This window comes from Streptomyces sp. NPDC091279, assembly GCF_044757465.1.
In the GTDB taxonomy this organism is placed as follows: domain Bacteria; phylum Actinomycetota; class Actinomycetes; order Streptomycetales; family Streptomycetaceae; genus Streptomyces.
This window is the reverse complement of record NZ_JBIVVA010000008.1, coordinates 397,796-422,746: the sequence shown is the minus strand read 5'-3', so window position 1 is coordinate 422,746 and position 24,951 is coordinate 397,796. Positions and strand designations below refer to the sequence as shown.

General features: G+C 71.1%; 20 protein-coding genes. 5 read left to right on the top strand and 15 right to left on the bottom strand.

Going from position 1 to position 24,951, the window contains the following annotated elements:
* Positions 1-6: 6 nt before the first annotated feature.
* Entirely contained in the window at positions 7-1,302 is a 1,296-nt protein-coding gene (locus ACIQOU_RS22490; protein ID WP_401538565.1) for an LCP family protein, read from the bottom strand.
* Between the two features lie 118 nt (positions 1,303-1,420).
* Between ACIQOU_RS22490 and ACIQOU_RS22485 the strand changes: the two genes are divergently transcribed.
* Positions 1,421-1,984 carry an acyl-CoA thioesterase gene (locus ACIQOU_RS22485; protein WP_401538564.1) on the top strand — a complete coding sequence of 188 codons (564 nt, stop codon included), beginning with the start codon at positions 1,421-1,423 and terminating at the stop codon, positions 1,982-1,984.
* 387 nt (positions 1,985-2,371) lie between these two features.
* On the opposite strand, the gene ACIQOU_RS22480 is transcribed toward ACIQOU_RS22485, so the two are convergent.
* Positions 2,372-3,529, bottom strand: coding sequence for an acyl-CoA dehydrogenase family protein (locus tag ACIQOU_RS22480; RefSeq protein WP_401538563.1), 1,158 nt, complete (start codon positions 3,527-3,529; stop codon positions 2,372-2,374).
* Between the two features lie 201 nt (positions 3,530-3,730).
* On the opposite strand from ACIQOU_RS22480, the gene ACIQOU_RS22475 reads away from it, so the two are divergent.
* Positions 3,731-5,074, top strand: coding sequence for a UDP-glucose dehydrogenase family protein (locus tag ACIQOU_RS22475; RefSeq protein WP_401538562.1), 1,344 nt, complete (start codon positions 3,731-3,733; stop codon positions 5,072-5,074).
* Between the two features lie 816 nt (positions 5,075-5,890).
* On the opposite strand, the gene ACIQOU_RS22470 is transcribed toward ACIQOU_RS22475, so the two are convergent.
* The 3 genes from ACIQOU_RS22470 to ACIQOU_RS22460 form a co-directional block, all read right to left on the bottom strand.
* Positions 5,891-7,072 carry a dipeptidase gene (locus tag ACIQOU_RS22470; RefSeq protein ID WP_401538561.1) on the bottom strand — a complete coding sequence of 394 codons (1,182 nt, stop codon included), beginning with the start codon at positions 7,070-7,072 and terminating at the stop codon, positions 5,891-5,893.
* A gap of 5 nt (positions 7,073-7,077) precedes the next feature.
* The gene (purE, locus tag ACIQOU_RS22465) at positions 7,078-7,578 is read right to left on the bottom strand and encodes a 5-(carboxyamino)imidazole ribonucleotide mutase (protein WP_401538608.1); all 501 of its coding nucleotides are present in this window, start codon (positions 7,576-7,578) and stop codon (positions 7,078-7,080) included.
* Between the two features lie 77 nt (positions 7,579-7,655).
* Positions 7,656-8,795: a 5-(carboxyamino)imidazole ribonucleotide synthase gene (locus ACIQOU_RS22460; protein ID WP_401538560.1), complete on the bottom strand. Its 1,140-nt coding sequence runs from the start codon at positions 8,793-8,795 to the stop codon at positions 7,656-7,658.
* A gap of 218 nt (positions 8,796-9,013) precedes the next feature.
* On the opposite strand from ACIQOU_RS22460, the gene ACIQOU_RS22455 reads away from it, so the two are divergent.
* Positions 9,014-9,541, top strand: a complete 528-nt coding sequence (locus tag ACIQOU_RS22455; RefSeq protein WP_401538559.1) for a GtrA family protein — start codon at positions 9,014-9,016, stop codon at positions 9,539-9,541.
* A 22-nt stretch (positions 9,542-9,563) separates the two neighbouring features.
* Here the strand turns inward: ACIQOU_RS22455 and ACIQOU_RS22450 are convergent, their stop codons facing one another.
* Together ACIQOU_RS22450 and ACIQOU_RS22445 are read right to left on the bottom strand one after the other, a co-directional pair.
* The gene (locus ACIQOU_RS22450) at positions 9,564-10,838 is read right to left on the bottom strand and encodes an ATP-binding protein (RefSeq protein WP_401538558.1); all 1,275 of its coding nucleotides are present in this window, start codon (positions 10,836-10,838) and stop codon (positions 9,564-9,566) included.
* 281 nt (positions 10,839-11,119) lie between these two features.
* Positions 11,120-11,797 (bottom strand): response regulator transcription factor, encoded by a 678-nt coding sequence (locus ACIQOU_RS22445; protein ID WP_401538557.1) that lies wholly within the window; start codon positions 11,795-11,797, stop codon positions 11,120-11,122.
* A 548-nt stretch (positions 11,798-12,345) separates the two neighbouring features.
* Between ACIQOU_RS22445 and ACIQOU_RS22440 the strand changes: the two genes are divergently transcribed.
* Both ACIQOU_RS22440 and ACIQOU_RS22435 read left to right on the top strand, forming a co-directional pair.
* A complete protein-coding gene (locus ACIQOU_RS22440; protein ID WP_401538556.1) occupies positions 12,346-13,842 on the top strand; it encodes an oligopeptide:H+ symporter in 1,497 nt (498 codons plus the stop codon).
* Between the two features lie 184 nt (positions 13,843-14,026).
* Positions 14,027-14,572, top strand: a complete 546-nt coding sequence (locus ACIQOU_RS22435; protein WP_401538555.1) for a hypothetical protein — start codon at positions 14,027-14,029, stop codon at positions 14,570-14,572.
* A gap of 58 nt (positions 14,573-14,630) precedes the next feature.
* On the opposite strand, the gene ACIQOU_RS22430 is transcribed toward ACIQOU_RS22435, so the two are convergent.
* The 8 genes from ACIQOU_RS22430 to ACIQOU_RS22395 all read right to left on the bottom strand — a co-directional run bounded on the left by ACIQOU_RS22430 (position 14,631) and on the right by ACIQOU_RS22395 (position 24,940).
* Positions 14,631-15,593 (bottom strand): ABC transporter substrate-binding protein, encoded by a 963-nt coding sequence (locus ACIQOU_RS22430; protein WP_401538554.1) that lies wholly within the window; start codon positions 15,591-15,593, stop codon positions 14,631-14,633.
* 1 nt (position 15,594) lies between these two features.
* On the bottom strand, positions 15,595-17,538 hold the full coding sequence (locus ACIQOU_RS22425; protein ID WP_401538553.1) for an ABC transporter permease: 1,944 nt from the start codon (positions 17,536-17,538) through the stop codon (positions 15,595-15,597).
* Complete coding sequence (locus ACIQOU_RS22420) at positions 17,538-18,653, bottom strand: glycine betaine/L-proline ABC transporter ATP-binding protein (protein WP_401538552.1); 1,116 nt, start codon at positions 18,651-18,653, stop codon at positions 17,538-17,540. Before ACIQOU_RS22420 ends, ACIQOU_RS22425 begins: the two co-directional genes overlap by 1 nt.
* Positions 18,653-20,182, bottom strand: a complete 1,530-nt coding sequence (locus tag ACIQOU_RS22415; RefSeq protein ID WP_401538551.1) for a GMC family oxidoreductase — start codon at positions 20,180-20,182, stop codon at positions 18,653-18,655. Before ACIQOU_RS22415 ends, ACIQOU_RS22420 begins: the two co-directional genes overlap by 1 nt.
* A 67-nt stretch (positions 20,183-20,249) precedes the next feature.
* The gene (locus tag ACIQOU_RS22410) at positions 20,250-21,779 is read right to left on the bottom strand and encodes an aldehyde dehydrogenase family protein (protein ID WP_401538550.1); all 1,530 of its coding nucleotides are present in this window, start codon (positions 21,777-21,779) and stop codon (positions 20,250-20,252) included.
* Positions 21,780-22,041: 262 nt separating this feature from the next.
* Positions 22,042-22,950 (bottom strand): hypothetical protein, encoded by a 909-nt coding sequence (locus tag ACIQOU_RS22405; protein WP_401538549.1) that lies wholly within the window; start codon positions 22,948-22,950, stop codon positions 22,042-22,044.
* A gap of 3 nt (positions 22,951-22,953) precedes the next feature.
* Complete coding sequence (locus ACIQOU_RS22400; RefSeq protein WP_401538548.1) at positions 22,954-23,313, bottom strand: hypothetical protein; 360 nt, start codon at positions 23,311-23,313, stop codon at positions 22,954-22,956.
* Positions 23,303-24,940, bottom strand: coding sequence for a hypothetical protein (locus ACIQOU_RS22395; protein ID WP_401538547.1), 1,638 nt, complete (start codon positions 24,938-24,940; stop codon positions 23,303-23,305). Before ACIQOU_RS22395 ends, ACIQOU_RS22400 begins: the two co-directional genes overlap by 11 nt.
* Positions 24,941-24,951 lie beyond the last annotated feature (11 nt).

The window sequence follows — 24,951 nt, the reverse complement described above, 5'->3', positions numbered from 1 at the left end:
TGCCGGTCACTCGCTGGAGACGGTGACCTTCTCGTCGTTGTTCAGTTCGTTCACCAGCGTCTTGACCTTGGTCTTGTCCCAGACGAGGTTGCCGCCGGTGGAGCCGGAGATCGGCATGTTCATGGAGGTGCCGTCGCCGCCGCTGACGCCCTTCATCGCCCAGAACATCGACGCCAGGTCCCACAGCGACATGTCCTTGTCGACGGTCAGCGAGTCCAGGCCCGCGCTCATCGTCGGGTACAGCTTGAACGGGTTCAGGACCGTCGACGGGGTCGCCACCTGGTGGGCCAGCGCGGAGAGGAACTTCTGCTGGTTCTTGGTGCGCTGGAGGTCGGAGGCGGCGAACGCGTGCCGGGTGCGGACGAACGCGAGGGCCTGGTCGCCGTTGAGGGTCTGCTCGCCCGCCTTGAAGTCGGCGCCCGAGTACTTGTCCTTGAAGGCCTGGTCGATCTTGATGTCGACGCCGCCGACCGCGTCCACGATGTTCGCGAATCCGGCGAAGCCGATCTCCACGTAGTGGTCGATGTGCAGGCCGGTGTTGAACTCGATCGTGCGGACCAGGAGGGTCGGGCCGTCCTCGGCGTAGGCCGCGTTCAGCTTGGTGTGGCGGCCGGTGCCCTGGTAGGTCTTGCCCGACTCCGCGCCCTGGTAGGTCGGGATCTCGACGTCCGAGTCACGGGGCAGCGAGACGAGGGTGTCGCCGTTGCTTCCGACGTGCAGGATCATCATCGAGTCGGTGCGCTTGCCCTCGGCGGACCCGGTGTGCAGCTTCTTCTTGTCCTCGGCGGACAGGCCCGCGCGGCTGTCGGAGCCGACGATCAGGTAGTTGGTGCCGGCGCCGGTCTCCGGGCGGTCGATGACCTTCGAGAGGTCGACGTCGCGGTGCAGCTTGGAGTCGGCCCAGAAGTAGGTGCCGACGGTCGTCACGACCAGCACGGTGACGAGGGTGATCGCCGTCCACTTGATGCGCCGACGCCAGTTCGGGCGGGGGCCCTGTCCTGCCGGGCCACCCGGGCCGCCGGGGCCGTGGCCGCCGGGCCTGCCGTAGACGTGGCCGGTGTTGTAGCCGTCGTCGTAGCCGGTGTTCCCGTGCCCCTGGCCGTCGACGTACCCCTGCTGCTGCGGGACTCCGCCGCCGTAGGGCGGTGCGGTGGGGCGGGGGCCGCCGCCCTGGCCGCCCGAGGCGGGCCGGCGTACCTGGCGCATCACGCGGGCGCCTTCCGGCTGTGCGTTCGCGTTGCCGCCGCCGTACTGGTTGTTCCGGCGGTTCCGGTCGGACCTTGCCTCGGGCCAATCACTCATGGCCTCAGTGTGCAGGCAGCGCCCGGGGCCATTACAAGGGTCGTCGGAAAATCAGGGCACTGCTGTTGCCAAGCCGACACAAAGTCCCCGGATGTCCGTTCGGCATAAGGTGGAGGCCATGACAGATCAGGCCTCCGGCGCGGACCGGGGCACTCCGGAGATCCCCGGCAAGCCCACCTCCGCGTCCCGGACCACGCTCAGTCACATCATGGGCAACGGGGACACGAACCTGCTCGGGACGGTGCATGGGGGCGTGATCATGAAGCTCGTCGACGACGCGGCGGGCGCGGTTGCCGGGCGGCACAGTGGCGGGCCCGCCGTGACCGCATCCATGGACGAGATGGCGTTCCTGGAGCCGGTCAGGGTCGGCGACCTCGTCCATGTGATGGCCCAGGTCAACTGGACGGGGCGGACCTCCATGGAGGTCGGGGTTCGCGTCCTCGCGGAACGGTGGAACGAGTCGACGCCCGCGACGCAGGTCGGCTCCGCGTATCTCGTCTTCACCGCCGTGGACGCGGAGGGGCGGCCTCGGCCTGTGCCGGCGGTGATTCCGGAGACCGAGCGGGATGAGCGGCGGTATCAGGAGGCGCAGATTCGGCGTACGCATCGCCTTGGCAGGCGGCGGGCGATCTTGGAGTTGCGGGAGCGGAGGGTTGCTGAGGGGTTGGATGGGGGGCGATGAGATCGGCGACGCGTTCAGGGGGGCACCTGGGGTGCCGGGTTCGGTTGTCGGGCCTGTGCGGCGCCGTGGGGGCATTAGGGGGTGCCGGGTTCGGTTGTCGGGCCTGTGCGGCGCCGTGGGGGCTGGTCGCGCAGTTCCCCGCGCCCCTTAAGACACGGCGTTGCCGGGCGGGCGTTGACAGGTGCCCCGGGTTTTCGTTGCGAGTGCGGCGCCGTGGGGGCACCAGGGGGTGCCGGGTTCGGTTGTCGGGCCTGTGCGGCGCCGTCGTGGCTGGGCGCGCCTGCGCGGCGGAGCCGCAGATCGATACAGCCCCGCGCCCCCAAGAAGGCGGCTTTGTGGAGCCGCGTATTGATGGTGCGGCTCCACTGGGCGTTGGCCGTTTTGGGGTTACGGGAGGTTTCGGGCCATGACGATTCTTTGGACCTGGTTGGTGCCCTCGTAGATCTGGGTGATTTTGGCGTCGCGCATCATGCGTTCCACCGGGTAGTCGCGGGTGTAGCCGTAGCCGCCGAGGAGTTGGACCGCGTCGGTGGTGACGTCCATCGCCGTGTCCGAGGCGAAGCACTTGGCCGCGGCTCCGAGGTAGGTGAGGTCGGCGTCGACGCGTTGGGAGGCCGCCGCGGCCTGGTAGGTGAGGGCGCGGGCCGCCGAGATCTTCATCGACATGTCGGCGAGCATGAACTGGATGCCCTGGAAGTCCGCGATCGGCTTGCCGAACTGCTTGCGTTCCTGGACATAGCCCTTGGCGTAGTCGAGGGCGCCCTGGGCGATGCCGAGGGCCTGGGCGGCGATGGTGATGCGGGTGTGGTCCAGGGTCTTCATCGCGGTGGCGAATCCGGTGCCCTCGGCGCCGATCAGGCGGTCGGCGGGGATACGGACGTTGTCGAGGTAGACCTCGCGGGTCGGGGAGCCCTTGATGCCGAGCTTCTTCTCGGGGGCGCCGAAGGAGACGCCCTCGTCCGACTTCTCGACGACGAACGCCGAGATGCCCTTGGAGCGCTTGGCCGGGTCGGTGACCGCCATCACCGTGTAGTACTGGCTCTCGCCCGCGTTGGTGATCCAGCGCTTCACGCCGTTGAGGACGTAGTGGTCGCCGTCGCGGACCGCCTTGGTCTTCATGCCGGCCGCGTCGGACCCCGCGTCGGGCTCGGAGAGGCAGTACGAGAACATGCCCTCGCCCTTGGCCAGCGGCGCGAGATAGCGCTTCTTCAGCTCCTCGGAGCCGGAGAGGATGACCGGCAGCGAGCCCAGCTTGTTCACCGCCGGGATCAGCGAGGAGCTGGCGCAGACGCGGGCCACCTCCTCGATGACGATGACCGTGGCCAGCGCGTCCGCGCCACCGCCGCCGTACTCCTCGGGGACGTGCACGGCGTGCAGGTCGTTCGCCACCAGGGCGTCGTGCGCCTCCCGCGGGAAACGCGCCTCCTCGTCCACCGCCGCGGCGAACGGCGCGATCTTCGCCTCCGCCAGCGCGCGGACGGCGTCGCGGAGCATGTCGTGCTCCTCGGACGGGCGGTACAGGTCGAAGTCAGCCGATCCGGCCAAGGTCTCTCACGCTCCAAGGACGATGGTGAAGAGAGGGGTGACACGTTGCTAATTACCGTTAAGTAACTCAAATTTTAGAGGGCGGCTCACGGGAGTGGTACGTGAGCTACGCGACAGCGGGAAAAGTGCCCGTCGAGAGCCGTTCCCACGCCCCGATATGCTCGGGCACCGCAGCAGCCGACGTACCCGTCTGGAGCATCGATGAGCCTCAAGATCACCGTGATCGGCACCGGCTATCTCGGCACCACGCACGCCGCCGCCATGGCCGAGCTGGGCTTCGAGGTCCTGGGGCTCGACATCGTGCCGGAGAAGATCGACATGCTCCGGCGCGGTGAGGTCCCGATGTACGAGCCGGGACTTGAGGACCTGCTGCGCAGGCATGTCGCCGGCATCGAGGGCTCCAGCGGGCGGCTGCGGTTCACCATGGACTTCGCCGAGGTGGCCGACTTCGGCGACGTGCACTTCGTGTGCGTCAACACGCCGCAGCGGCACGGCGAGTACGCGGCCGACATGGCGTACGTGGACTCCGCGATCGCCTCCCTCGCCCCGCATCTGACCCGGCCCGCGCTGGTCGTCGGCAAGTCGACGGTGCCGGTCGGTTCGGCGGACCGGCTCGCCTCCTACCTCGCCGCGCACGCGCCGGTCGGCGAGGACGCGGAGCTGGCCTGGAACCCGGAGTTCCTGCGCGAGGGCTTCGCCGTCCAGGACACCCTGCACCCGGACCGGATCGTGACCGGCGTGCGCAGCGAGCGGGCCGAGCGGCAGCTGCGGCAGGTGTACGCGACGCCGATCGCGGCCGGGACGCCGTTCGTGGTGACGGACTTCCCGACCGCCGAGCTGGTGAAGACCTCCGCGAACTCCTTCCTCGCCACGAAGATCTCCTTCATCAACGCGATGGCCGAGGTGTGCGAGGCGGCCGGCGGCGATGTCGCCAAGCTGGCCGAGGCGATCGGGTACGACGACCGGATCGGCCGGAAGTTCCTGCGGGCCGGCATCGGCTTCGGCGGCGGCTGTCTGCCCAAGGACATCCGGGCGTTCATGGCCCGCGCGGGCGAACTGGGCGCGGACCAGGCGCTGACGTTCCTGCGCGAGATCGACTCGATCAACATGCGTCAGCGCGGTCAGATGGTGGAGCTGGCCCGGCAGGCGCTGGGCGGCGGTTCGTTCCTGGGGCGCCGGGTCGCGGTGCTCGGTGCCGCGTTCAAGCCCGACTCCGACGACGTCCGGGACTCCCCCGCGCTGAACGTCGCCGGGCAGATACACCTCCAGGGCGGCCAGGTGACGGTGTACGACCCGAAGGGCATGGCCAACGCCCGCCGTCTCTTCCCGACCCTCGGCTACGCGGACAGCGCGCTGGAGGCGGTACGGGGCGCCGATGTCGTGCTGCATCTGACGGAGTGGCGGGAGTTCCGTGAGCTGGACCCGGAGGCGCTGGGGTCGGTGGCGGCGGCCCGGGTGATCCTGGACGGGCGCAACGCCCTGGACCCGCAGGTGTGGCGCAAGGCCGGCTGGACGTACCGCGCGATGGGCCGCCCGACGGCCTGACCCGCCCCCTCGGCCGGGCGACGCCGGTTCGGCCGAGGCTCAGTCGGCCGAACCGGCGTCTGTGCACAATTCTGCCCCAGATGCCGCCCGCGCGCCGGACGACGGCCCAACTCCTGCCCCAACGACGGTGTCGCGCACGTCACTTGACGTGGAGCGGTGGGGAGGGGCTCGCGGCTGTGGCGGGCGGCTACTTCGCTCGGTAGCGGCGCATCTTCGCTCGGGCGCCGCACACCTGCATCGAGCACCCCGGGACTGGACCAGCGTGAGGCTGCCCCGTTCTGCCTCTGCCGACCGGCCACGCGGGGGGCGTAGGGGGGTCTCCCACCTGCGGCCCGGTGGGGGCTGATCGCGCAGTTCCCCGCGCCCCCGAGGGGGGGGGTGGCCGAGGGAGTCTCGTACCTGCGGGCCGGTGGGGGCTTGGCGCGCAGTTCCCCGCGCCCCTAAAAGCCACAAGCCGGGGTGGCCGAGGGAGTCCCGTACCTGCGGGCCGGTGGGGGCTTGGCGCGCAGTTCCCCGCGCCCCTGAAAGGCCTGCCCGGCTCGGTGCTGAGAAGTGCCGCCCCGAAGACGGGCGCACCAACCCCACACGCCCACCCCCACCCACCCAGGGGCGCGGGGAACTGCGCGGCCAGCCCCCGCCGGGCCGCAGGTGACCGGGATAGGTGCAGTGGCCGCAGGCCCTGCTTCTGGGGGCGCGGGGAACTGCGCGACCAGCCCCCACCCGGCCGCAGATGACCAGGGGTGGGTGCAGTGGCCGTAGGCCCTGTTTCTGGGGGCGCGGGGAACTGCGTGGTCTGTCCCCGGCGGGGCGGAGGGGTCAGGTGAGGGTGGGTTGTTGTGGCGTTGCGTGGGACGGGCCTCGGGTTGCGCTTACGTCTCGGGATACGGATTCCGCCGCGTCCAGGACGCGGAGCGCGTTGTGCCAGGTGAGCTTGGCGAGGTCGGCACGGGACCAGCCCCGGTCGAGGAGTTCGGCGATGAGGTTCGGGTAGCCGGAGACGTCGTCGAGGCCGGCCGGGGTGAAGGGCGTGCCGTCGAAGTCCCCACCGATGCCGAGGTGATCGACGCCCGCGACCTCGCGCATGTGGTCGAGGTGATCGGCGACGGTGCTGACCGTGGCGACGGGACGAGGGTGCCGTTCCTCGAACGCCCGGTGCACGGCCATCGCCTCCGGCGTGGCGGAGAACGCCGTCATCCCGTGCGCACGGATGTTGTCGTCGGCGGCGGCCGTCCAGTCCACGGCGGCCTGGAGGACGAACTTCGGCACGAAGGTGACCATGGCCATGCCACCGTTGGCGGGCAGCCGTTCCAGCACGTCGTCAGGGATGTTGCGCGGATGATCGCAGACCGCGCGGGACGACGAGTGCGAGAAGATCACCGGCGCGACCGACGTGTCCAGCGCCGCCCTCATCGTCGTCGCCGCGACATGCGAGAGGTCGACGAGCATGCCGAGCCGGTTCATCTCGCGGACGACCTCGTGGCCGAACGGCGAGAGGCCGCCGACCTTGGGCTCGTCGGTGGCGGAGTCGGCCCAGGAGACGTTGTCGTTGTGGGTGAGGGTCATGTAGCGGACGCCGAGGGCGTACAGCCCGCGCAGGACGCCGAGGGACTCGCCGATCGAGTGACCGCCCTCCGCGCCCATCAGCGACGCGATGCGCCCCTCGGCCCGCGCGGCCTCCATGTCGGCGGCGGTGAGCGCGGCGCGCAGGTCGGCCGGGTAGCGGGCGATCAGCTCACGCACGCAGTCGATCTGCTCCAGCGTCGCGGGCACCGGGTCGGGCAGGTCGGAGCGGACGTACACCGACCAGTACTGGGCGCCGACCCCGCCGGCCCGCAGCCGCAGCAGGTCGGTGTGGAGGTGGGCGTCCTGCGGGGTGGCGATGTCCCGGGCGTCGAGGTCGTAGGCGACCTGCTCGCGCAGCGCCCAGGGCAGGTCGTTGTGGCCGTCGACGACCGGGAACTCGCGCAGCAGCTCGCGGGCCTGTTCGCGCGAGGTCATCGCCGTCACTTCCCGAATCCGAAGCCGCCGCGGCCGCCCTCGACCTTGGCGCGCAGGCGCTTGCCCTTCTCGGTGGCCTGGTCGTTCAGTTCCTGCTGGAAGTCGCGCATCCGGTGCTGGAGTTCCTCGTCGTGGGTGGCGAGGATGCGGGCGGCGAGCAGCCCGGCGTTGCGGGCACCGGCGACGGAGACGGTGGCGACGGGGACGCCGGCCGGCATCTGCACGATCGACAGCAGGGAGTCCATGCCGTCGAGGTACTTCAGCGGGACGGGCACGCCGATGACGGGCAGCGGGGTGACGGAGGCGAGCATGCCGGGCAGGTGGGCGGCGCCGCCCGCGCCGGCGATGATCACCTTGAGGCCGCGTTCGGCCGCGTGCTCGCCGTAGCCGACCATCTCGCGCGGCATCCGGTGCGCGGAGACGACGTCGACCTCGTAGCCGATCTCGAACTCGTCCAGCGCCTGAGCGGCGGCCTCCATGACGGGCCAGTCGGAGTCCGACCCCATGACGATGCCCACCAGGGGGAAGGGGCGCGCGTCGGCGCTCGTTGCGGGGTGGTGGTCGGGCGACGGGCGGGCGGGGCTCATTCGGTGATCGTGCCTCTCAGGTAACCGGCAGCGTGGCGGGCGCGCTCCAGCACGTCGTCCAGGTCGTCGCCGTAGGTGTTGACGTGGCCCACCTTGCGGCCGGGTTTCACGTCCTTGCCGTACATGTGGATCTTGAGCTGGGGGTCGCGGGCCATGCAGTGCAGGTACGCGGAGTACATGTCGGGGAAGTCGCCGCCGAGGACGTTGACCATGACCGTCCAGGGCGCGCGGGGGCGCGGGTCGCCGAGCGGCAGGTCGAGGACGGCGCGGACGTGGTTGGCGAACTGCGAGGTGATCGCGCCGTCCATCGACCAGTGGCCGGAGTTGTGGGGGCGCATCGCGAGTTCGTTGACGAGGATGCGACCGTCGCGGGTCTGGAACAGCTCGACGGCGAGGTGTCCGACGACGTCGAGTTCCTTGGCGATCCGCAGCGCCAGTTCCTCGGCCTTGAGGGCGAGGGTCTCGTCGAGGCCGGGCGCGGGGGCGATGACGGTGTCGCAGACGCCGTCGACCTGCCGGGACTCGACGACGGGGTAGGCGACGGCCTGCCCGTGCGGGGAGCGCACGACGTTGGCGGCCAGCTCGCGGACGTAGTCGACCTTCTCCTCGGCGAGGACGGGCACCCCGGCCCGGAACGGCTCGGCGGCCTCGGTCTCGTCGTCGACGACCCACACCCCCTTGCCGTCGTAGCCGCCGCGCACGGTCTTGAGGACGACGGGGAAACCGTCGCCCTCCGCCGCGAAGGCGGCCACGTCCGCCGCGTCGCTCACGATGCGGTGCCGCGGGCAGGGCACCCCGATCTGTGTGAGCCGCGCGCGCATGACGCCCTTGTCCTGGGCGTGCACGAGCGCGTCCGGGCCGGGGCGGACGGGGATGCCGTCCGCCTCCAGGGCCCGCAGGTGCTCGGTGGGGACGTGTTCGTGATCGAAGGTGATCACGTCACAGCCCTGCGCGAACGCACGCAGCGTGTCGAGGTCGCGGTAGTCGCCGACGACGACATCACCGACGACCTGCGCCGCGGAATCCTGGGGAGTGTCACTGAGGAGCTTGAACCTGATGCCGAGCGGGATGCCCGCCTCGTGTGTCATACGAGCGAGCTGCCCCCCGCCGACCATGCCGACTACCGGGAACGTCACGCCCCTAGGGTATCGGCCGCGCCGACGGCGACGTTTTCCGGCCGTCGGCGGACCGCTCCCGACCTCACCGAACCGCCTCTTACCTGCCCTTTCCCCGCACCTTCCACCGTTCTTCCCAAGCTGTGCCCAAGCCGTGAGCGCAGAGGCGGGCGTTCATGGAGGGGGGTGGTTAGCATGGCTGTGTTGACGAATCGACCCGGACGGGGGCCTGCACGAGCATGGGACGAGGTTCCTCGGGGTTCACACGGCTGGTGCGCGAGGCCGCCAAATTCGGCGCGGTCGGCGGTATCGGCCTCCTGGTCAATCTCGTCGTCTTCAACCTGGTGCGGCACCTCACCACCCTGCCGGTGGTCCGGGCCAGCATCATCGCGACGGTCGTGTCGATCGCCTGCAACTACATCGGGTTCCGGTACTTCACCTACCGTGACCGCGACAAGGGCGGCCGGACCCGGGAACTGACCCTGTTCCTGCTGTTCAGCGCGGTCGGCCTGGTCATCGAGAACGGCGTGCTCTACGCCGCGACCTACGGCCTCGGCTGGGACACCCCGCTCCAGAGCAACGTCTTCAAGTTCCTCGGCATCGGGGTGGCGACGCTGTTCCGGTTCTGGTCCTACCGCTCCTGGGTCTTCCGCGCCCTGCCCGCCACCGAGCCCGCGGCAGACGCGGAATCGTTCCTGGCGCCGGACCAGCCGGACCCGGCCCCGCCGCAGCAGCGACCCCGCCCCACGGCCCACAAGGTCGGCTGAGCCCTCCCCTCCGTCGCGTTCCTCAGCGAACGGTGGTGGAGTCCTCGTTCGCCGGGGGCAGCTTGAGGGGCGTGCGGGACAGGAAGAGACCGAAGACCGGCGGCTTGACCTGGAGCATCTCCAGGCGTCCCCCGTCGGCCTCCGCGAGGTCACGGGCGACGGCGAGACCGATGCCGGTGGAGTTGCGGCCGCTGATGGTGCGCTCGAAGATGCGGGCGCCGAGGTCGGCCGGGACGCCGGGACCCTCGTCGGTGACCTCGATGACGGCCTGGTTGCCGGTGACGCGGGTGCGCAGGGCGACGGTGCCGCCGCCGTGCATGAGGGAGTTCTCGATCAGCGCGGCCAGCACCTGAGCGACGGCGCCGGGCGTGCCGACCGCCTGGAGGTGCCGTTTGCCGGAGCTGACGATGGCCCGGCCCACCCCCCGGTAGGCGGGGCGCCACTCGGCGAGCTGCTGCTGGATGACCTCGTCGAGGTCGAAGGTGACGGCGGAACCGGTGCGCGGGTCACGGGAGTTGGTGAGCAGCCGCTCGACGACGTCGGTGAGCCGCTCGACCTGCGTGAGCGCGACGTTCGCCTCCTCCTTCACGGTGTCCGGGTCGTCGGTGAGGGTGATCTCCTCCAGCCGCATCGACAGCGCGGTGAGCGGCGTGCGCAGCTGGTGGGAGGCGTCGGCGGCGAGGCGTCGTTCGGCGGTGAGCATGCGGGCGATGCGCTCGGCGGAGGAGTCGAGGACGTCGGCGACCCGGTCCAGCTCGGGCACGCCGTACCGCTTGTGGCGGGGGCGCGGGTCGCCGGAGCCGAGGCGTTCGGCGGTCTCGGCGAGGTCGGTGAGGGGGGCGGAGAGCCGGTTGGCCTGCCGGATGGCGAGCAGGACGGCGGCGACGACCGCGAGCAGCGCGACCAGCCCGATGATCAGCAGGGTCCGGCCGACCTCGCGGGTCACCGAGGAACGCGGTTCCTCGACGACGACGGTCTCGCCCTCCTCGCCGGTGGCGCTTCCCCGGATGACCTCGCCGTCGGGCTTCTTCCCGACCTCGAACGCGGGCTGCCCCGGCAGCTTGACGATGGCGAAACGGTCCCCGGTGACCTGGGTCCGCAGTATCCGCGCGTTCACGGCGCCGGCCCCGATCAGCCGGCTGTCCACGATGCTGGCCAGCCGCTGCGCCTCGGAACTCACCCTCTCCTGAGCACTCGTACTGATGGTCCGCGTCTCCACGATCACCAGGGACACGCCGAACACAGCGATCACCACGAGCACCACGGCAAGAGTGGACTGAATAAGACGACGACGCACAAACCCCTCCGGGGACAGCCAAGTTGAAGAGACCTTCGGGGCATTCCCGTGTTTTCGAGCGAGCTTCACCGCACGGGCGTGACCGCCCCGCGCCCGGCCAGGGCCCGCGCTTCACAGGGCGGCGCAGCCGCCTTCAGCAGGGGCGCGGGGCTGTGTCGATGTGCGGCTCCGCCACGTGGGCGCGACAAGCCACGACAAGCCACGACGAGCCCGCACCCGCCCACCGGCAGAAAGCCCCCAGGCAGTGGGCGCAACCGTCCACCCGAGCCCGGGGGCACCGCTCAGCTCTTCTCGAACCGGAACCCGACCCCACGCACTGTGGCGATGTACCGCGGATTGGCGGCGTCGTCCCCCAACTTCTTGCGCAGCCAGGAGATATGCATGTCCAACGTCTTCGTGGAGGACCACCACGTCGTGTCCCACACCTCGCGCATCAGCTGGTCCCGAGTGACCACCCGCCCCGCGTCCCGCACCAGAACCCGCAGCAGATCGAACTCTTTCGCGGTGAGCTGAAGCTCCTCGTCCCCCATCCACGCCCGATGCGACTCGACGTCGATCCGCACCCCGTGCGTGGCAGGCGGCTGCGCCGCTTCGGCAGCCCCGCGCCGCAGCAACGCCCGCACCCGGGCGAGCAGTTCGGCGAGCCGGAAGGGCTTGGTCACATAGTCGTCGGCGCCCGCGTCGAGACCGACGACGGTGTCCACCTCGTCGGCGCGAGCGGTCAGGATGAGGATGGGAACGGCATGGCCTTCGGCGCGCAGTCGACGGGCCACTTCGAGGCCGTCCATGCCGGGCAGCCCGAGGTCCAGTACGACCAGGTCGATGCCGCCCTGGATTCCGGCGTCGAGCGCGGTGGGTCCGTCCTCACGCACCTCGACCTCGTAACCTTCCCGGCGCAGGGCGCGGGCCAGCGGCTCCGAGATGGACGCGTCGTCCTCGGCGAGCAGTACACGGGTCATGAGGTGATGGTAGACCGCCGGTGACACGTGCAGGGGTGTGATCGGCATCAGCGGTTCTTACCTTTGGGCGTACCGGGAGGAACCTGCGTCTGTGGGATACGTTCGAAGGGAGAGCCTTGGAATGAGGCCCACGGTTCCGCCGTTGCCTGTGATTCGGGTCTCAAGTCCTTTCATATCCGGCTGTGTCCTGCCGTATGGTGTTCGGACGCCTGTAGTACGACAGGGACCTTTGGCGCCGATTTGACGCTGAAGGTCTCTTTTGTGTGCGGACGGTACCCGCCGACGCGCACGGAAGGCCTGTTTCGAACGACCCCCCGCACCACCTGATGTAGACCTGACGAACGACCTGTGGCCGGGCCCTCCGCGGTGATCTCCGCGGCGCGGGCGTGGCTCCCGGCGGCAGTCGGCCACCGCTCCGAGACCCGGGGCGGGCACCCCGAGGGCGTGGGGTGGACGGCTCGGCCCCGCCGGTGCCGGCCTCCCCCCACCGGCTCCCCCACCGGGCGCGTCCCGCTCGCGCGAGCGCGTCCCGACCAGCAAGGAACGACATGGCGTCCAGCCTGACGAAGGACTCGGCGACTCCGGGCACCCCCGGTTCCGAGAAGACCTTCTTCGGCCACCCCCGCGGACTGGCCACTCTCTTCATGACCGAGATGTGGGAGCGTTTCTCCTACTACGGCATGAGGGCCCTGCTCCCGCTGTATCTGGTCGCCCCGGGCGGCCTGCACCTGAACGCGGCCACCGCGACCGCGATCTACTCGGTGTACGTGTCCCTGGTGTACCTGCTCGCCCTGCCCGGCGGCTGGGTCGCGGACCGTCTCCTCGGGCCGCGCAGGACGGTCGCGGTGGCCGGCGGGGTCATCATGCTCGGCCATCTGACGCTGGCGCTGCCGTTCGCGGGCACGTTCTATCTGGGCCTCGGCCTGGTGGCGATCGGCTCGGGGCTGCTGAAGGCCAACATCTCGACGATGGTCGGCCACCTCTACGACGGCCCCGAGGACCCGCGCCGGGACGGCGGTTTCACCGTCTTCTACATCGGGATCAACGTCGGCGCGTTCGTCGCCCCGCTGGTGATCGGCACGGTCGGCGAGAACGTGAACTGGCATCTGGGCTTCGCGCTGGCCGCGGTCGGCATGGCGCTGGGGCTCGGGCAGTTCCTGCTGGGCGGGCGGCACCTGAGCCCGCGTTCGAACGCCGTGCCGACGCCGATGAGCGCGGCCGAGAAGGCGTCGACGCTGCGCAAGTCCGCGCTGTGGGCCCTGGTCGCCGTCGTCTTCTACGCGGCCGTCGGCTTCTCCGGCCACTACACGCTGAACTGGGTGATGGTGCCGATCATCGCCGCCGGTCTGGTCATCCCGGTGATCGTCCTCGGCCGCATCAAGCGGGACCGGTCCCTCGACCGGGCCGAGCAGTCGCAGATGTCGGCGTACATCTGGTTCTTCGTGGCCGCGGCCGTGTTCTGGATGATCTACGACCAGGGCGGCTCGACGCTGTCCATCTTCGCGGACTCCTCCGCCGAGAACTCGGTCTTCGGCTGGCACTTCCCGGTCTCCTGGTACCAGTCGGTCAACCCGGTCATGATCATGGCGCTCGCGCCGGTCGTCGCGTCCGTGTGGCTGGCGCTCGCGCGGCGCGGCAAGGAACCGAGCACGGCGGCGAAGTTCGCGCTGGGCCTGATCCTGGTCGGTCTGTCGTTCTTCCTGTTCCTGGCCCCGCTGGCGATCGCGGGCGGCGGACACAAGGCGGCGGCGCTGTGGCTGGTGGCGATCTACTTCGTCCAGACGGTCGGCGAACTGCTCCTGTCCCCGGTCGGCCTCTCGGTCACCACCAAGATGGCCCCGGCCAAGTACGCCTCCCAGATGATGGGCGTCTGGTTCCTGGCGGTGACGGCGGGCGACGCCACGACGGGCCTGGTCTCCATCGCCGGAGTCGACCTCAACAAGACCGGCGTGGTCGCCCTGGAAGCAGTCCTGGCGGTCGCAGCGGGCGCGGCGATCTGGATGTACCGCAAGCGAGTCCGAGACCTCATGGGCGACGTCCGCTGACCAACCCCACCCCCAAACAGAAGGGCCCCACCGCACTACCAGGTGCGACGGGGCCCTTCTGCCATGTCCCCCCCCTTGGCCACCACATGGGCTGACGCCGCCGCCGACATCCCCCGTCACCCAACAGGGCGACATGCTCATCCTGTTCCACCCAGAGCATCCCGGACGCCTACACAATCCCCCCATGACGGAACCTCTGAGCCGACGTCACGTACTCGGCAGCGCAGCGGCCGCAGGTGCCGCCGTTCTCTTCACCTCGGGAACGGCGACGGCAGCCGGCCGGCGCCCCGCCGCTCTCGTGGCGCCCCTGCGCCCGGGCATCTACGCCCTCACCAGACCGCATGACCAGTTCCTCAGCCTGGAGGGCGGCCGGGAACACGTCGTTCTCCTGCCGTCCGTGGGGCTGCCCGGCGTGCAGGAGTGGCAGGTCCAGGCACGTTCCGACGGCACGGTCACCCTCAAGAACGTCCGGCACGGCACCTACATCGGCTACGAGGACAAGCCCAGGGCCAACCAGCTGATCGTCGCCGGGGACATGCCCAAGGCCTGGGCCCTGCGCCCCGGCGCCGAACCGTCCGCCTTCCACGTGGTCGTCCCGGGCGGCCCGGTCGGCGGCTCCGAACTCGCCCTGGACCTCAGCCTGTTGATGCTCTACCCGCCCCGCACGGCCCTGCGCCCCTACCGCCGCACCGACCAACGCCAGACCTGGCGCTTCGACTTCCACGGGTAGGCGGGCCCTGGCCCGGTCTGGTCGGTTGGGCGAGCCCGTGTCGCGCTCGCCCCTCAGCTCATGAGAGCCACTTCTTCCAGGTTGGTTTGTGGTTCTCCACCCATTGTTCTGCTGCCTGGTCGGGGGTGAGTTTTTTGTCGGCTATGAGGAGGGAGACCTCGTTCTGGTCGGCGGTGGTCCAGTTGAACTTCTTGAGGAAGGCCGCGGCCTGGCCGCCGTTCTTCGCGAAGTCGGTGTTGAGGTACTTCTTCAGCGGAGTGTGCGGGTAGCCGCAGGTGATCTTCGCGGTGTCCGCGTCGCAGCCCTCCTTGTAGGCGGGGAGCTTCACCTCCGTCATCGGGACCTTCTTGAAGAGCCACTGGGGGGCGTACCAGTAGGTCAGGAAGGGCTTCTTCTCCTTGGCGAACTGCTTCATCTGCGTGATCTGCGCGGCCTCGGACCCGGCGAACACCACCTGGTAGTCCAGGTTCAGGTTCTTCACCAGCGCCTTGTCATTGGTGACGTAGGACGGCGAACCGTCCATCAGCTGGCCCTTGCCGCCGCTCTCCGGGGTGCGGAACAGGGAGGAGTACTTGTTGAGGTTCTTCCAGTTGGTGATGTCCGGGTGCTGTTTCACCAAGTACGTCGGGACGTACCAGCCGATGTGGCCGGTCACGCCCAGGCCGCCGCCGTCGGTGATCGTCTTCTTGTCGTCGACGTACCGCTTCTCCTGCTCGGGGTGGCCCCAGTCCTCCAGGATGGCGTCGACGCGGCCCTGGCTGAGCGCGTCCCAGGCGGGCACCTCGTCGACCTGGACGGTGTCGACGTGGTAGCCGAGTTCGTGCTCCAGGAGGTACTGGGCGACGGCCACGTTGGACTGGGCGCCCACCCACGACTGCACGGACAGGGTCACGGACTTGGTGCCGCCCGCGTTGGCGAACGGGGACGCCTGCTTGGTCATGTCGGCCGCGCCGCAGCCGGTCAGCGTGAGCAGGAGCAGGGCCGAACCAGCGGCCACGGTCGTCGTCGTGCGGATCTTCATGTCACGCTCCCTTCTTCGTACGGCGTTCGGTCGGCTGGGTCACCCGGTCGAGCATCAGGCCGAGGCAGACGATCGCGGCGCCCGCGACCAGCCCCGTCGCCAGGTCGCCCTGGGCGAGGCCGAAGACGACGTCGTAGCCGAGCGCGCCGCCACCGACCAGGCCGCCGATGATGACGACGGCGAGGACCAGGACCACGCCCTGGTTGACGGCGAGCAGCAACGAGCGCCGGGCGAGCGGGAGTTGGACCTGGCGCAGCTGCTGCCAGGGGGTCGCGCCGAGGGACCGGGAGGACTCCAGGGCGGCCGGGTCGACGCCGCGCAGGCCCTGCGCGGTGATGCGGACGACGGCGGGCAGCGCGTAGACGACGGCGGCGGCGACCGCCGGTGCGCGGCCCACCCCGAACAGCGCCACCACCGGGATCAGGTACACGAACTGCGGCATCGTCTGGAAGACGTCCAGGACGGGGCGGAGCAGGCGTTCCACACGGTCGCTGCGGGCTGCCGCGATGCCCGTGGTCACGCCGAGGACCAGGGTGACCGCGACGGCCGCCAGGACCTGGGAGAGCGTGTCCAGGGACGGCTGCCACAGGCCGAGGACGCCGATCGCGGCCATCGCGAGCACGGCCGTCAGCGCGGTGCGCCAGGTGCCGATCACCCAGGCCAGCGCGGCGACGATCAGCAGCAGCGACCACCAGGGCAGCCATTGCAGGCCGTCGCGGACCGGGTCGAGGACCCAGGTGGTGAAGTGTCCGGCCCAGTCGGCGGTGCCGCCCACGACGGGCACGCCCGAGTAGAGGTGGGCGGTCATCCAGTCGACGGCGCGGTTGACGGGCGCGGCGATCTCCAGGGTCCAGCTGTCCGGCCAGTTCAGGAGGTTCGCGAGGTGTCCCGCCACCGCGATGACGGCGGCGGCGGCCAGTGCGTAGGCCCAGGCCGCCCGGCCGCCGGGACGGTCCCCGGTGGACTCGCCCGCCGCGCCGGTGACCCGGTCCAGGACGACCGCGAGCAGCACGATCGGGATGCCGGCCGCGAGGGCCGCGCCGACGTCGACGGAGGCCAGCGCCTGGTAGACGCGGTCACCGAGGCCGCCGCCGCCGATCACGGAGGCGATGACGGCCATCGAGAGGGCCATCATGATCGACTGGTTGAGGCCGAGCAGGAGTTCCTTGCGGGCCAGCGGGATACGGGCGGTCAGCAGCCGCTGCCGGGCGGTCGAGCCGAGCGACTCGACGGCCTCCAGGACCTCCTTGTCGGCGCCGCGCAGGCCGAGCGCCGTGAGGCGGGCCATCGGCGGGGCCGCGTAGACGACGGTGGCGAGGACGGCGGCCGGGACGCCGATGCCGAACACCAGCACGACGGGGAGCAGGTAGGCGAAGGCGGGCAGCACCTGCATGGTGTCCAGGAGCGGCCGCAGCGCGCGGTCGAGCCGGTCGGAGAGCCCGGCGGCGAGGCCGAGCAGGACGCCCACGACGACCGACGCGAGAACGGCGACGACCATCAGCGCCAGCGTCTGCATGGTCGGCACCCACATGCCGAGCAGCCCGCACGCCAGGAACCCGGCGGCCGAGCCCAGGGCGAGCCGGAGGCCGGCCACCCGCCAGGCGATCAGGGCGCCGAGCGCGGTGACCCCGGCCCAGCCCACGCCGAGGAGCAGCAGGTAGACGGCGCGGACGGCGAGGGTGACGCCGTTGCTGAGGTAGCCGAAGAAGTAGAGGAACAGCGGGTGGCTGTCGCGGTTGTCGATGATCCAGTCACTCACCGAGGTGAGCGGCGCGGTCAGGTCGACGGTCAGCGCGTGCGGCCAACTGCCGCTGGCCCAGCGGGCGTTGGCGAGCGGCACCAGGACGGCGGCGGCCAGCGCGAGGAGCAGCAGCTTGTGCGCCGTGCGGCTCTTGAGGACGCCGGGCAGGGCGAGGCGCGGCACGGAGTTGGTCAGCGTGGCCATCAGACGGCCTCCTCGACCAGCTCCGTCCCGGCCACCACGGCCAGGAGCCGGGCGTGGTCGACGACGCCGACACAGTGGCCGTTCTCGACGACGCAGGCGGCCTTGCCGCGCCGGGCGACGACCTGGATGGCGTCGGCGACGACGGCGTTCGGGGCGAGGGCGGCGGGGTGGTCGGCGGCGCCGCAGCCGCCGGGGCGCATCGCGGTGCGCACGGTGAGGACCTGCTCGCGCGGCACGTCCCGGACGAACTCACGGACGTAGTCGTCGGCCGGGGTCGCGACGATCTCCTCGGGGGTGCCGAGCTGGACCACGCGGCCGTCGCGCATCAGGGCGATGCGGTCACCGAGCTTGAGGGCCTCGCTGAGGTCGTGCGTGATGAAGACCATCGTGCGGCCCTCCTCGCGGTGCAGCCGGACGACCTCCTCCTGCATGTCCCGCCGGATCAGCGGGTCGAGCGCGCTGAACGGCTCGTCGAACAGCAGGACCTGGGGGTCGACGGCGAGGGCGCGGGCGAGGCCGACGCGCTGGCGCTGGCCGCCGGAGAGCTGGCTCGGGCGGCGGTGTTCCATGCCCTCAAGGCCGACCTTGGCGACGACCTCCTTGGCCCGTGCCCGGCGCTCGGCCTTGCCGACGCCCTGGATCTCCAGGCCGTAGGCGACGTTGTCGAGGACCGTGCGGTGCGGGAGGAGGCCGAAGTGCTGGAAGACCATGGCGGCGCGGTGCCGGCGCAGTTCCCGCAGCCGGGACTTGTCCATCGCGCGGACGTCCTCGCCGTCGATGGCGATGGTCCCGGAGGTCGGTTCGATCAGCCGGGTCAGACAGCGCACCAGGGTCGACTTGCCGGAGCCGGACAGCCCCATGACGACGAAGACCTCGCCCTTGCGGACGTCGAAGGAGACGTCCCGGACAGCGGCCGTGCAGCCGGTGCGGGCGCGCAGCTCGGCCGGGTTCAGCGCGGCCAGCTCGGGGTCGGCCGGAACCTGTTCGGACTTGGCGCCGAACACCTTCCACAGCCCCTGGACGGAGAAGACGGGCTGGTCGGCACCGGCGGGGGTGTCCGTGCCGGTGTGCGTGGTCAGGTCGGTGTGCGTGTTCAGGTCGGTGTTCGTGCTCATCACGCACCGCCTCCGATCAGGTCTACGGCCCGCTCGCCGACCATCAGCACCCCGATCATCGGGTTGACCGCGGGCATGGTCGGGAAAACGGAAGCGTCGGCGATCCGGATGCCGTCCAGGCCCCGGATGCGCAACTGTGGGTCGACGACGGCGAATTCGTCGTCGGCGGCGCCCATCCGGCAGGTGCCCGCCGGGTGGTAGACGGTGTGCGCGACCTTGCGGGCGTACTCGCTCAGCTCGGCGTCGCCGAGGATCTCGGGGCCCGGCGCGACCTCGCGCTTGAGCCACCCGGCGAGCGGCTGGGACTTGGCGATCTCGCGGGCGATGCGGATGCCGTCGACGAGCGTCCGGCCGTCGTAGTCGTCCTCGTCGGTGAAGTACCGGAAGTCGAGGGCGGGCTTGACGGCCGGGTCGGCGCTGGTCAGGTAGAGGCGGCCGCGGCTCTTCGGCTTGGGGATGTTCGGGGTCATCGAGACGCCGAACTCCGGGCGCTGGTAGCCGAGGCGCTCCGGATTGTCCGTGAACGGGATCTGGTAGAAGTGGAACATCAGGTCGGGGCCCTGGTGTTCGGGGTCGCGGCGCACGAACAGACCCGCGTCGGAGTCCATCGCCGAGTTCTCCGGGAGGGGTCCATTGGTCTCCCAGACGATCACCGACTCCGGGTGGTCGAGGAGGTTCTCGCCGACGCCGGGCAGGTCGACGGCGACCGGGATGCCGAGCGCCTCCAGATCGGCCTTGGGGCCGATGCCGGAGTGCAGCAGCAGCCGGGGGGAGTCGACGGCTCCGGCGCACAGCAGGACCTCGTTGCGGGCCCGTATGAGCTGTTCCTCGCCGTCCTTCGTGCGCACGTGGACGCCGTCGGCACGGGTGCCGTCCAGCTCCAGCTGGTACGCCCAGGTCTCCAGCAGGATCGTCAGGTTGGGGCGCTCGTCCATCACCGGGTGGAGGTAGGCGACCGAGGCGGAGGAGCGCTTGTTGTTCTCGGGGTGGTAGGCGAGGTCGAAGAAGCCGACGCCGTCGTTGAACGGCTTCTTGTTGAAGCCCTCGACGCGCGGGACGCCCAGTGTGGTCTGCGCGGCGTCCACGAAGTCCCGGGCGATGGCGTTGCGGTCCTTCTCGTCGACCGGGACGATGTTGTTCTTCAGGCGCGGGAAGTACGCCTCCATCGACACCGAGCCCCACCCCCTGGCCCCGGCCTCCTCCCACTCGTCCCAGTCGGACGGCAGTGGCTTGAACGCGATCAGGGTGTTGTGCGAGGAGCAGCCGCCCAGGACGCGGGCCCGGCTGTGCCGGATGTGCGAGTTGCCGCGTGGCTGCTCGGTCGTCGGGTAGTCGTAGTCGAGGTCCCCGCCGAGCAGACCCATCCAGCGGCGCAGGGTGAGGACGTCGTCGCGGCCGACGTCGCTCGGGCCGCCCTCGATGACGGCGACGGTGACATCGGGGTTCTCGGTGAGGCGGGAGGCGATGACGGAGCCCGCCGTGCCGCCGCCGATGACGACGTAGTCGTAGATCAGGTTGTTCTCGGGCATGGGGTGGTGCTCCAGGGGGTGCGGTACGTCCAGAGGGGAGGCCCGGGTGAGGGGGCGGGGGCGAGGGTCAGCCGGCGAACCAGCGGACCGGCTGCGGCGCCAGGTTCTGGTAGATGTGCTTGGTCTCGCGGTACTCGGCGAGCCCGGCCGGGCCCAGTTCGCGGCCGACGCCGCTCTTGCCGAAGCCGCCCCACTCCGCCTGCGGCAGATAGGGGTGGAAGTCGTTGATCCACACGGTGCCGTGGCGCAGTCGCCCGGCGACCCGGCGGGCGCGGCCCGCGTCGGTGGTCCAGACGCCGCCCGCGAGCCCGTACTCGGTGTCGTTGGCGAGGGTGACGGCCTCGTCCTCGGTGCGGAAGGTCTCGACGGTGACGACCGGGCCGAAGACCTCCTCGCGCACCACCCGCATCTCGCGGTGGCAGCCGTCCAGCACGGTCGGCTCGTAGAAGTAGCCGGTGGCGGGCCGGTCCGCGGTGGGCTCGGGGCGCCGTCCGCCGCTGCGCAGCACCGCGCCCTCCGCCAGGGCCGACGCCACATACATCTCGACCTTGGCGCGCTGCTGCTCGGAGACGAGCGGGCCGCACTCGACGCCGTCGGCGCTGCCCCGGCCGAGGCGGATCTTCGCGGCGCGGCGGGCGAGTTCGGTGACGAACCGCTCGCTCACGGACTCCTCGATGATGAGCCGGGCGCCGGCCGAGCAGACCTGGCCGCTGTGCATGAAGGCGGCGTTGAGGGCCTGGTCGACGGCGGTGTCGAAGCCGTCGTCGGTGGCGCAGGCGTCCGCGAAGACGACGTTGGGGTTCTTGCCGCCGAGTTCGAGGGCGACCTTCTTGACGGTGGGGGCGGCGGCCTGGGCGACCTTGGTGCCGCTGATCAGGCCGCCGGTGAAGGAGACCAGGTCGACGTCGGGGTGTTCGGCGAGGCGGGCGCCGACGGTGTGTCCGGGGCCGGTGACCAGGCCCGCGACCCCGGCCGGCAGTCCGGCCTCGACGAGCAGGTCGAGCAGGGCGACCGTGGTGAGCGGGGTGATCTCGCTGGGCTTGACGACGAAGGTGTTGCCGGCCGCGAGCGCCGGGGCGATCTTCCAACTGGCTTGCAGCAGCGGGTAGTTCCACGGCGTGATCAGCGCGCAGACGCCGACGGGTTCGTGCACGACGACGCTGTGCACGTCGGGCGAACCGGCGTCGACGACCCGGCCGGGGGCCTCGGCGGCGACGAGCCGGGCGTAGTAGCGGAAGGCGTCGGCGACGCAGTCGATGTCGACGCGGCCTTCCTCGACGGTCTTGCCCGCGTCCCGGGCCTCCAGTTCACCGAGCCGTTCGCGGTCGCGCACGAGCAGGTCGGCGACCCGGTGCAGCAGGTCGGCGCGCTCGGCGGTGGGGGTGTGCGGCCACGGGCCGTGATCGAAGGCGTGCCGGGCGGCCTCGACGGCCAGGTCGGTGTCCTTCTCGTCGCCCTCCGCGACGACGGCGAAGGGCAGGCCGTCGGCGGGGTCGAGGATCTCGCGCGTGGCGCCGGAGACGGCGTCGCGCCACTCCCCCGCTATGTGAAGGGTCGCCTGGGCGTCCAACTCGTGGGTTTCCGCTCTGTCGGCCATGATCGGTGCTGCCTTCCGTTCCTGTTCGGTGCCCCTGAGTCACGCCGATGTCACCCCTCGGGACCGTTCCCACCTGCCCCCGACCTCCGGTTGCATGCGCAATTCCCCCCGGAAAGTGCCCCGCGTCACTGAAATTGCGCCCATAAAGGGGCGAATAGGTCGCGCGAGGGTGCCGTGCAGGGTGACCCGGGCCACAGAAACAGGTCGGCCTCGCCCCGCTGACCTGTGTCAGGGGGCCGAGGCCGAAAAGGGGACGGTCACCTCACTGCGGCGCGGCGACCGTGTCGCAGGTGGTGTCCGGCGGGCAGAACCAGTGCGACGCCACGGTCAGGTACCGGAGTTCGTCGTCGCGGCCGTCGGAGTCGGGCCCGTAGGACGTGATGTCGTACACCTTGGCGTCGGCGCCGTAGAACCGCTGGTCGGCCATGTGCCAGGTGCCGACGTCCGGCTCGCCCTTGATCCGGTCGGCGAGGTACTCCAGCAGATAGCCGCCGCCCGCCACCACCCGCAGGTCCAGTTTCCGGAACCCGTCCGGCTTGGTGGTCTTTGCCGACAGGAACGTGTCGAACGACGCTCGCGGCGAGGCCTCCGACACCTGGTAGATCTGCAACCGGCGCTCGCTGTCGGGGCTGCGGTAGTTGACCACCGCCATCCCGTACTGGGACGCCACCGAGGACCGCGTCCAGGTGTCCGGAACGGCGATCCGGAACCCCTCGTCGTCGTCGCGCACCGAGAATCCGGCGGGCGGCGCGGAGAGGGACGACGGCGTCGGGGTGGGGGTCGGGTACGGGGACGGCGTGCGCGTGCCGGTGGTGCCGGTCACCGTGTCCGGGGACGTCGAGGAGGCGGTCGTCGAGGCGCCGGCCCCGTTGCCCTCGTCGCGGCCGTCGTCCTGGCCGACCACGAACGTCAGCACCAGGCTCACGGTCACCCCGGCCACGGCCGCGCCGACCACGGCGGACCACACCAGCCGCCGGTCGGGCCCCCGCCCCGGTGCCGCCGTCGGCTGCTCGGGCCGACGCCAGCCGCCGTCGTCCCACTGCACGGCGGACGGCGCCCGGGAGTCCGGGTCAGGCCGGGCCGGTGGCGGTGGGGTGGGTGCGGAGGCCGGGGCCGTGCCCGTCTCCCAGCGTTGCGTGTCCTCGTTCCAGTGCCGTGCGCCCCCGCTCACGGGTCACCGTCCGAGGAGCGCGGCCAGCGCACCGGCCGAGGTGAGGAAGGTGACCAGGGACTGGGAGTCGGCGAGCAGGTCGCGCAGGCGTTCGCGACGGGTGGGGCTCGCCTGTCCGGTGGCGGCGATCTCCACCTCCGTCTCGTCGAGCGCCACGGCGAGGGCCGTCGTCTCCCCGGTGCCCCGCACCCCGGCCAGGGCGGCCCGCAACTCCCGTACGGCCGCGAGGAGTTCCTCGGTCTCCGGGTCCGGTGCCGGGGGCGTCGCGTAGTGGGCGTGGCTCTCGGCGCGGGACTGGTTCCCGACGGCGAACGTGCTGTTGTGGACGTTCCCGAAACTGACCCTCGGCTCGTCATCGGCCATGGCTGTCGCCCCCCTGCTTGTCGGACACGCTGGTGGCGGACGCGCCGGTGCCGACCGCGAAGGTGCTGCCCTCGACGGTGCCGATGTTCACGTCGCCGTTGCTGATGTTGACGATCTTCTGGACGAACTCGCCGGTCTCGTATCCGCAGGCGGCGAGCGCGGCCCGCACGCCGCCTGCGACCCGGTCCTGGACGGTCTTGAGATAGCGGTCGATGTCCATGGCCTGGAAGCGCGAGAGGGTGCCGTCCGTGGCCAGCTCACGCACGGACAGCCCCGGCCCTTCGGGCAGGGCGCCCGGGTGGCCGCCGGTCAGCGCCCGGCCCCGGTGACCGGCACCCCGGGCGAGCAGGCCCAGCGAGCGGAACGCGGAGGCCGGGACGAGAGCGAGGGCGGCGACCGCCTTGCCGAACGTGCTGTTGTGCCGGAACCGGTGCGCGGTGCGGTCGGCGTCCCTGAACTCCGCCCGCACCGGCGCCAGCACATGCGGGGCGATCTCCAGCATGAGCATGCGGCCCTGCGTGTGGATGCGCACGAAGACGGTGACGACCAGCTCCTCGTCCCAGCCGCCGACCCGGATGCGCAGGAAGTGGCGGCGCTTCTCGGCGCCCTCCTCGACGGCTCGCGCCCGGTGCTCCTCGAAGTCCTGGTAGGGCGCCTGGTCGCGGGTGAGGAGGCCCTCCACGGGCAGGAACACGCACTCGTCGATCTCCAGCCAGCGCAGCCGGTCCCGGGCACCGGAGCCCGCGGACGTGGGGGCCCGCAACTGCTCGACCAGGGCGCGGACCTTCTCCAGGACCACCCGGTTGCTGATCGGCGGGCCGTCCTCGCCCTTCTCCCCGTCCGGCTTCAGCTCCACCGCGAGCACCCAGGTGTCGTAGGTGAATCCGGCTCCGCAGAACGGGTGGGCCTCGTTGTACATGATCAGGGGCGCGTGCTGTTCCAGCCGGATGCGCCGGCTGAGCCGCTGGACGCGCGGGCCCACGGTCAGCTCGGCGGGGTCGTTCGCGGCGTCCGGGAAGCGCTGCGGGGAGAGTTCGGCGGCGAGCGCCTGGTGGAGCTGGTCGCTCTGGGCGTACCCGCACACCGCCACCAGGGCCAGCGCGAGCAGGCTGAACCAGGCCTGCCACGCCCCCACGGCGACGTCCCCGAGCGAGCCGAACGCCCCGAACGCGGCGACGAGGTTCCCCACCAGGAAGAACGACATCAAGAGCCAGGCGGTCCAACGGAGTTGAAGCGCCGGGTACCAGCGGTGCACCGGCGGTCGGGCCGCCGTTCCGCGTACTCGGCGGGCCAGGCCGAGCAGCAGACCCGGCACCAGGTAGGCGGCGAACAGGCCCCCGGTGACCAGCAGGCCCGCGAGCCACAGCGCGACGACCGCGGCGGCCCAGCGCAGTTCGAGGCGCCGGGCGCGCAGGGCGTGGGCCAGGACGCGGGCCGCGTCGAAGCCGAGGGAGGGGGCCACGATCCGCTCTTCGTTGAGGTGCAGTTCCTCGATGACGCGGTCGCGGTAGCCGACGTCGAGATAGGTGCCCGCGCAGAGCAGCCGGGTCGCCTCGCTGGCGTGCGGCGGGGTGGCTCCCGTGGGTGCGGGCGCGGTCGGCTGGTGCGGCACGAAAGCGGTGCTCACGCTGATCCCCC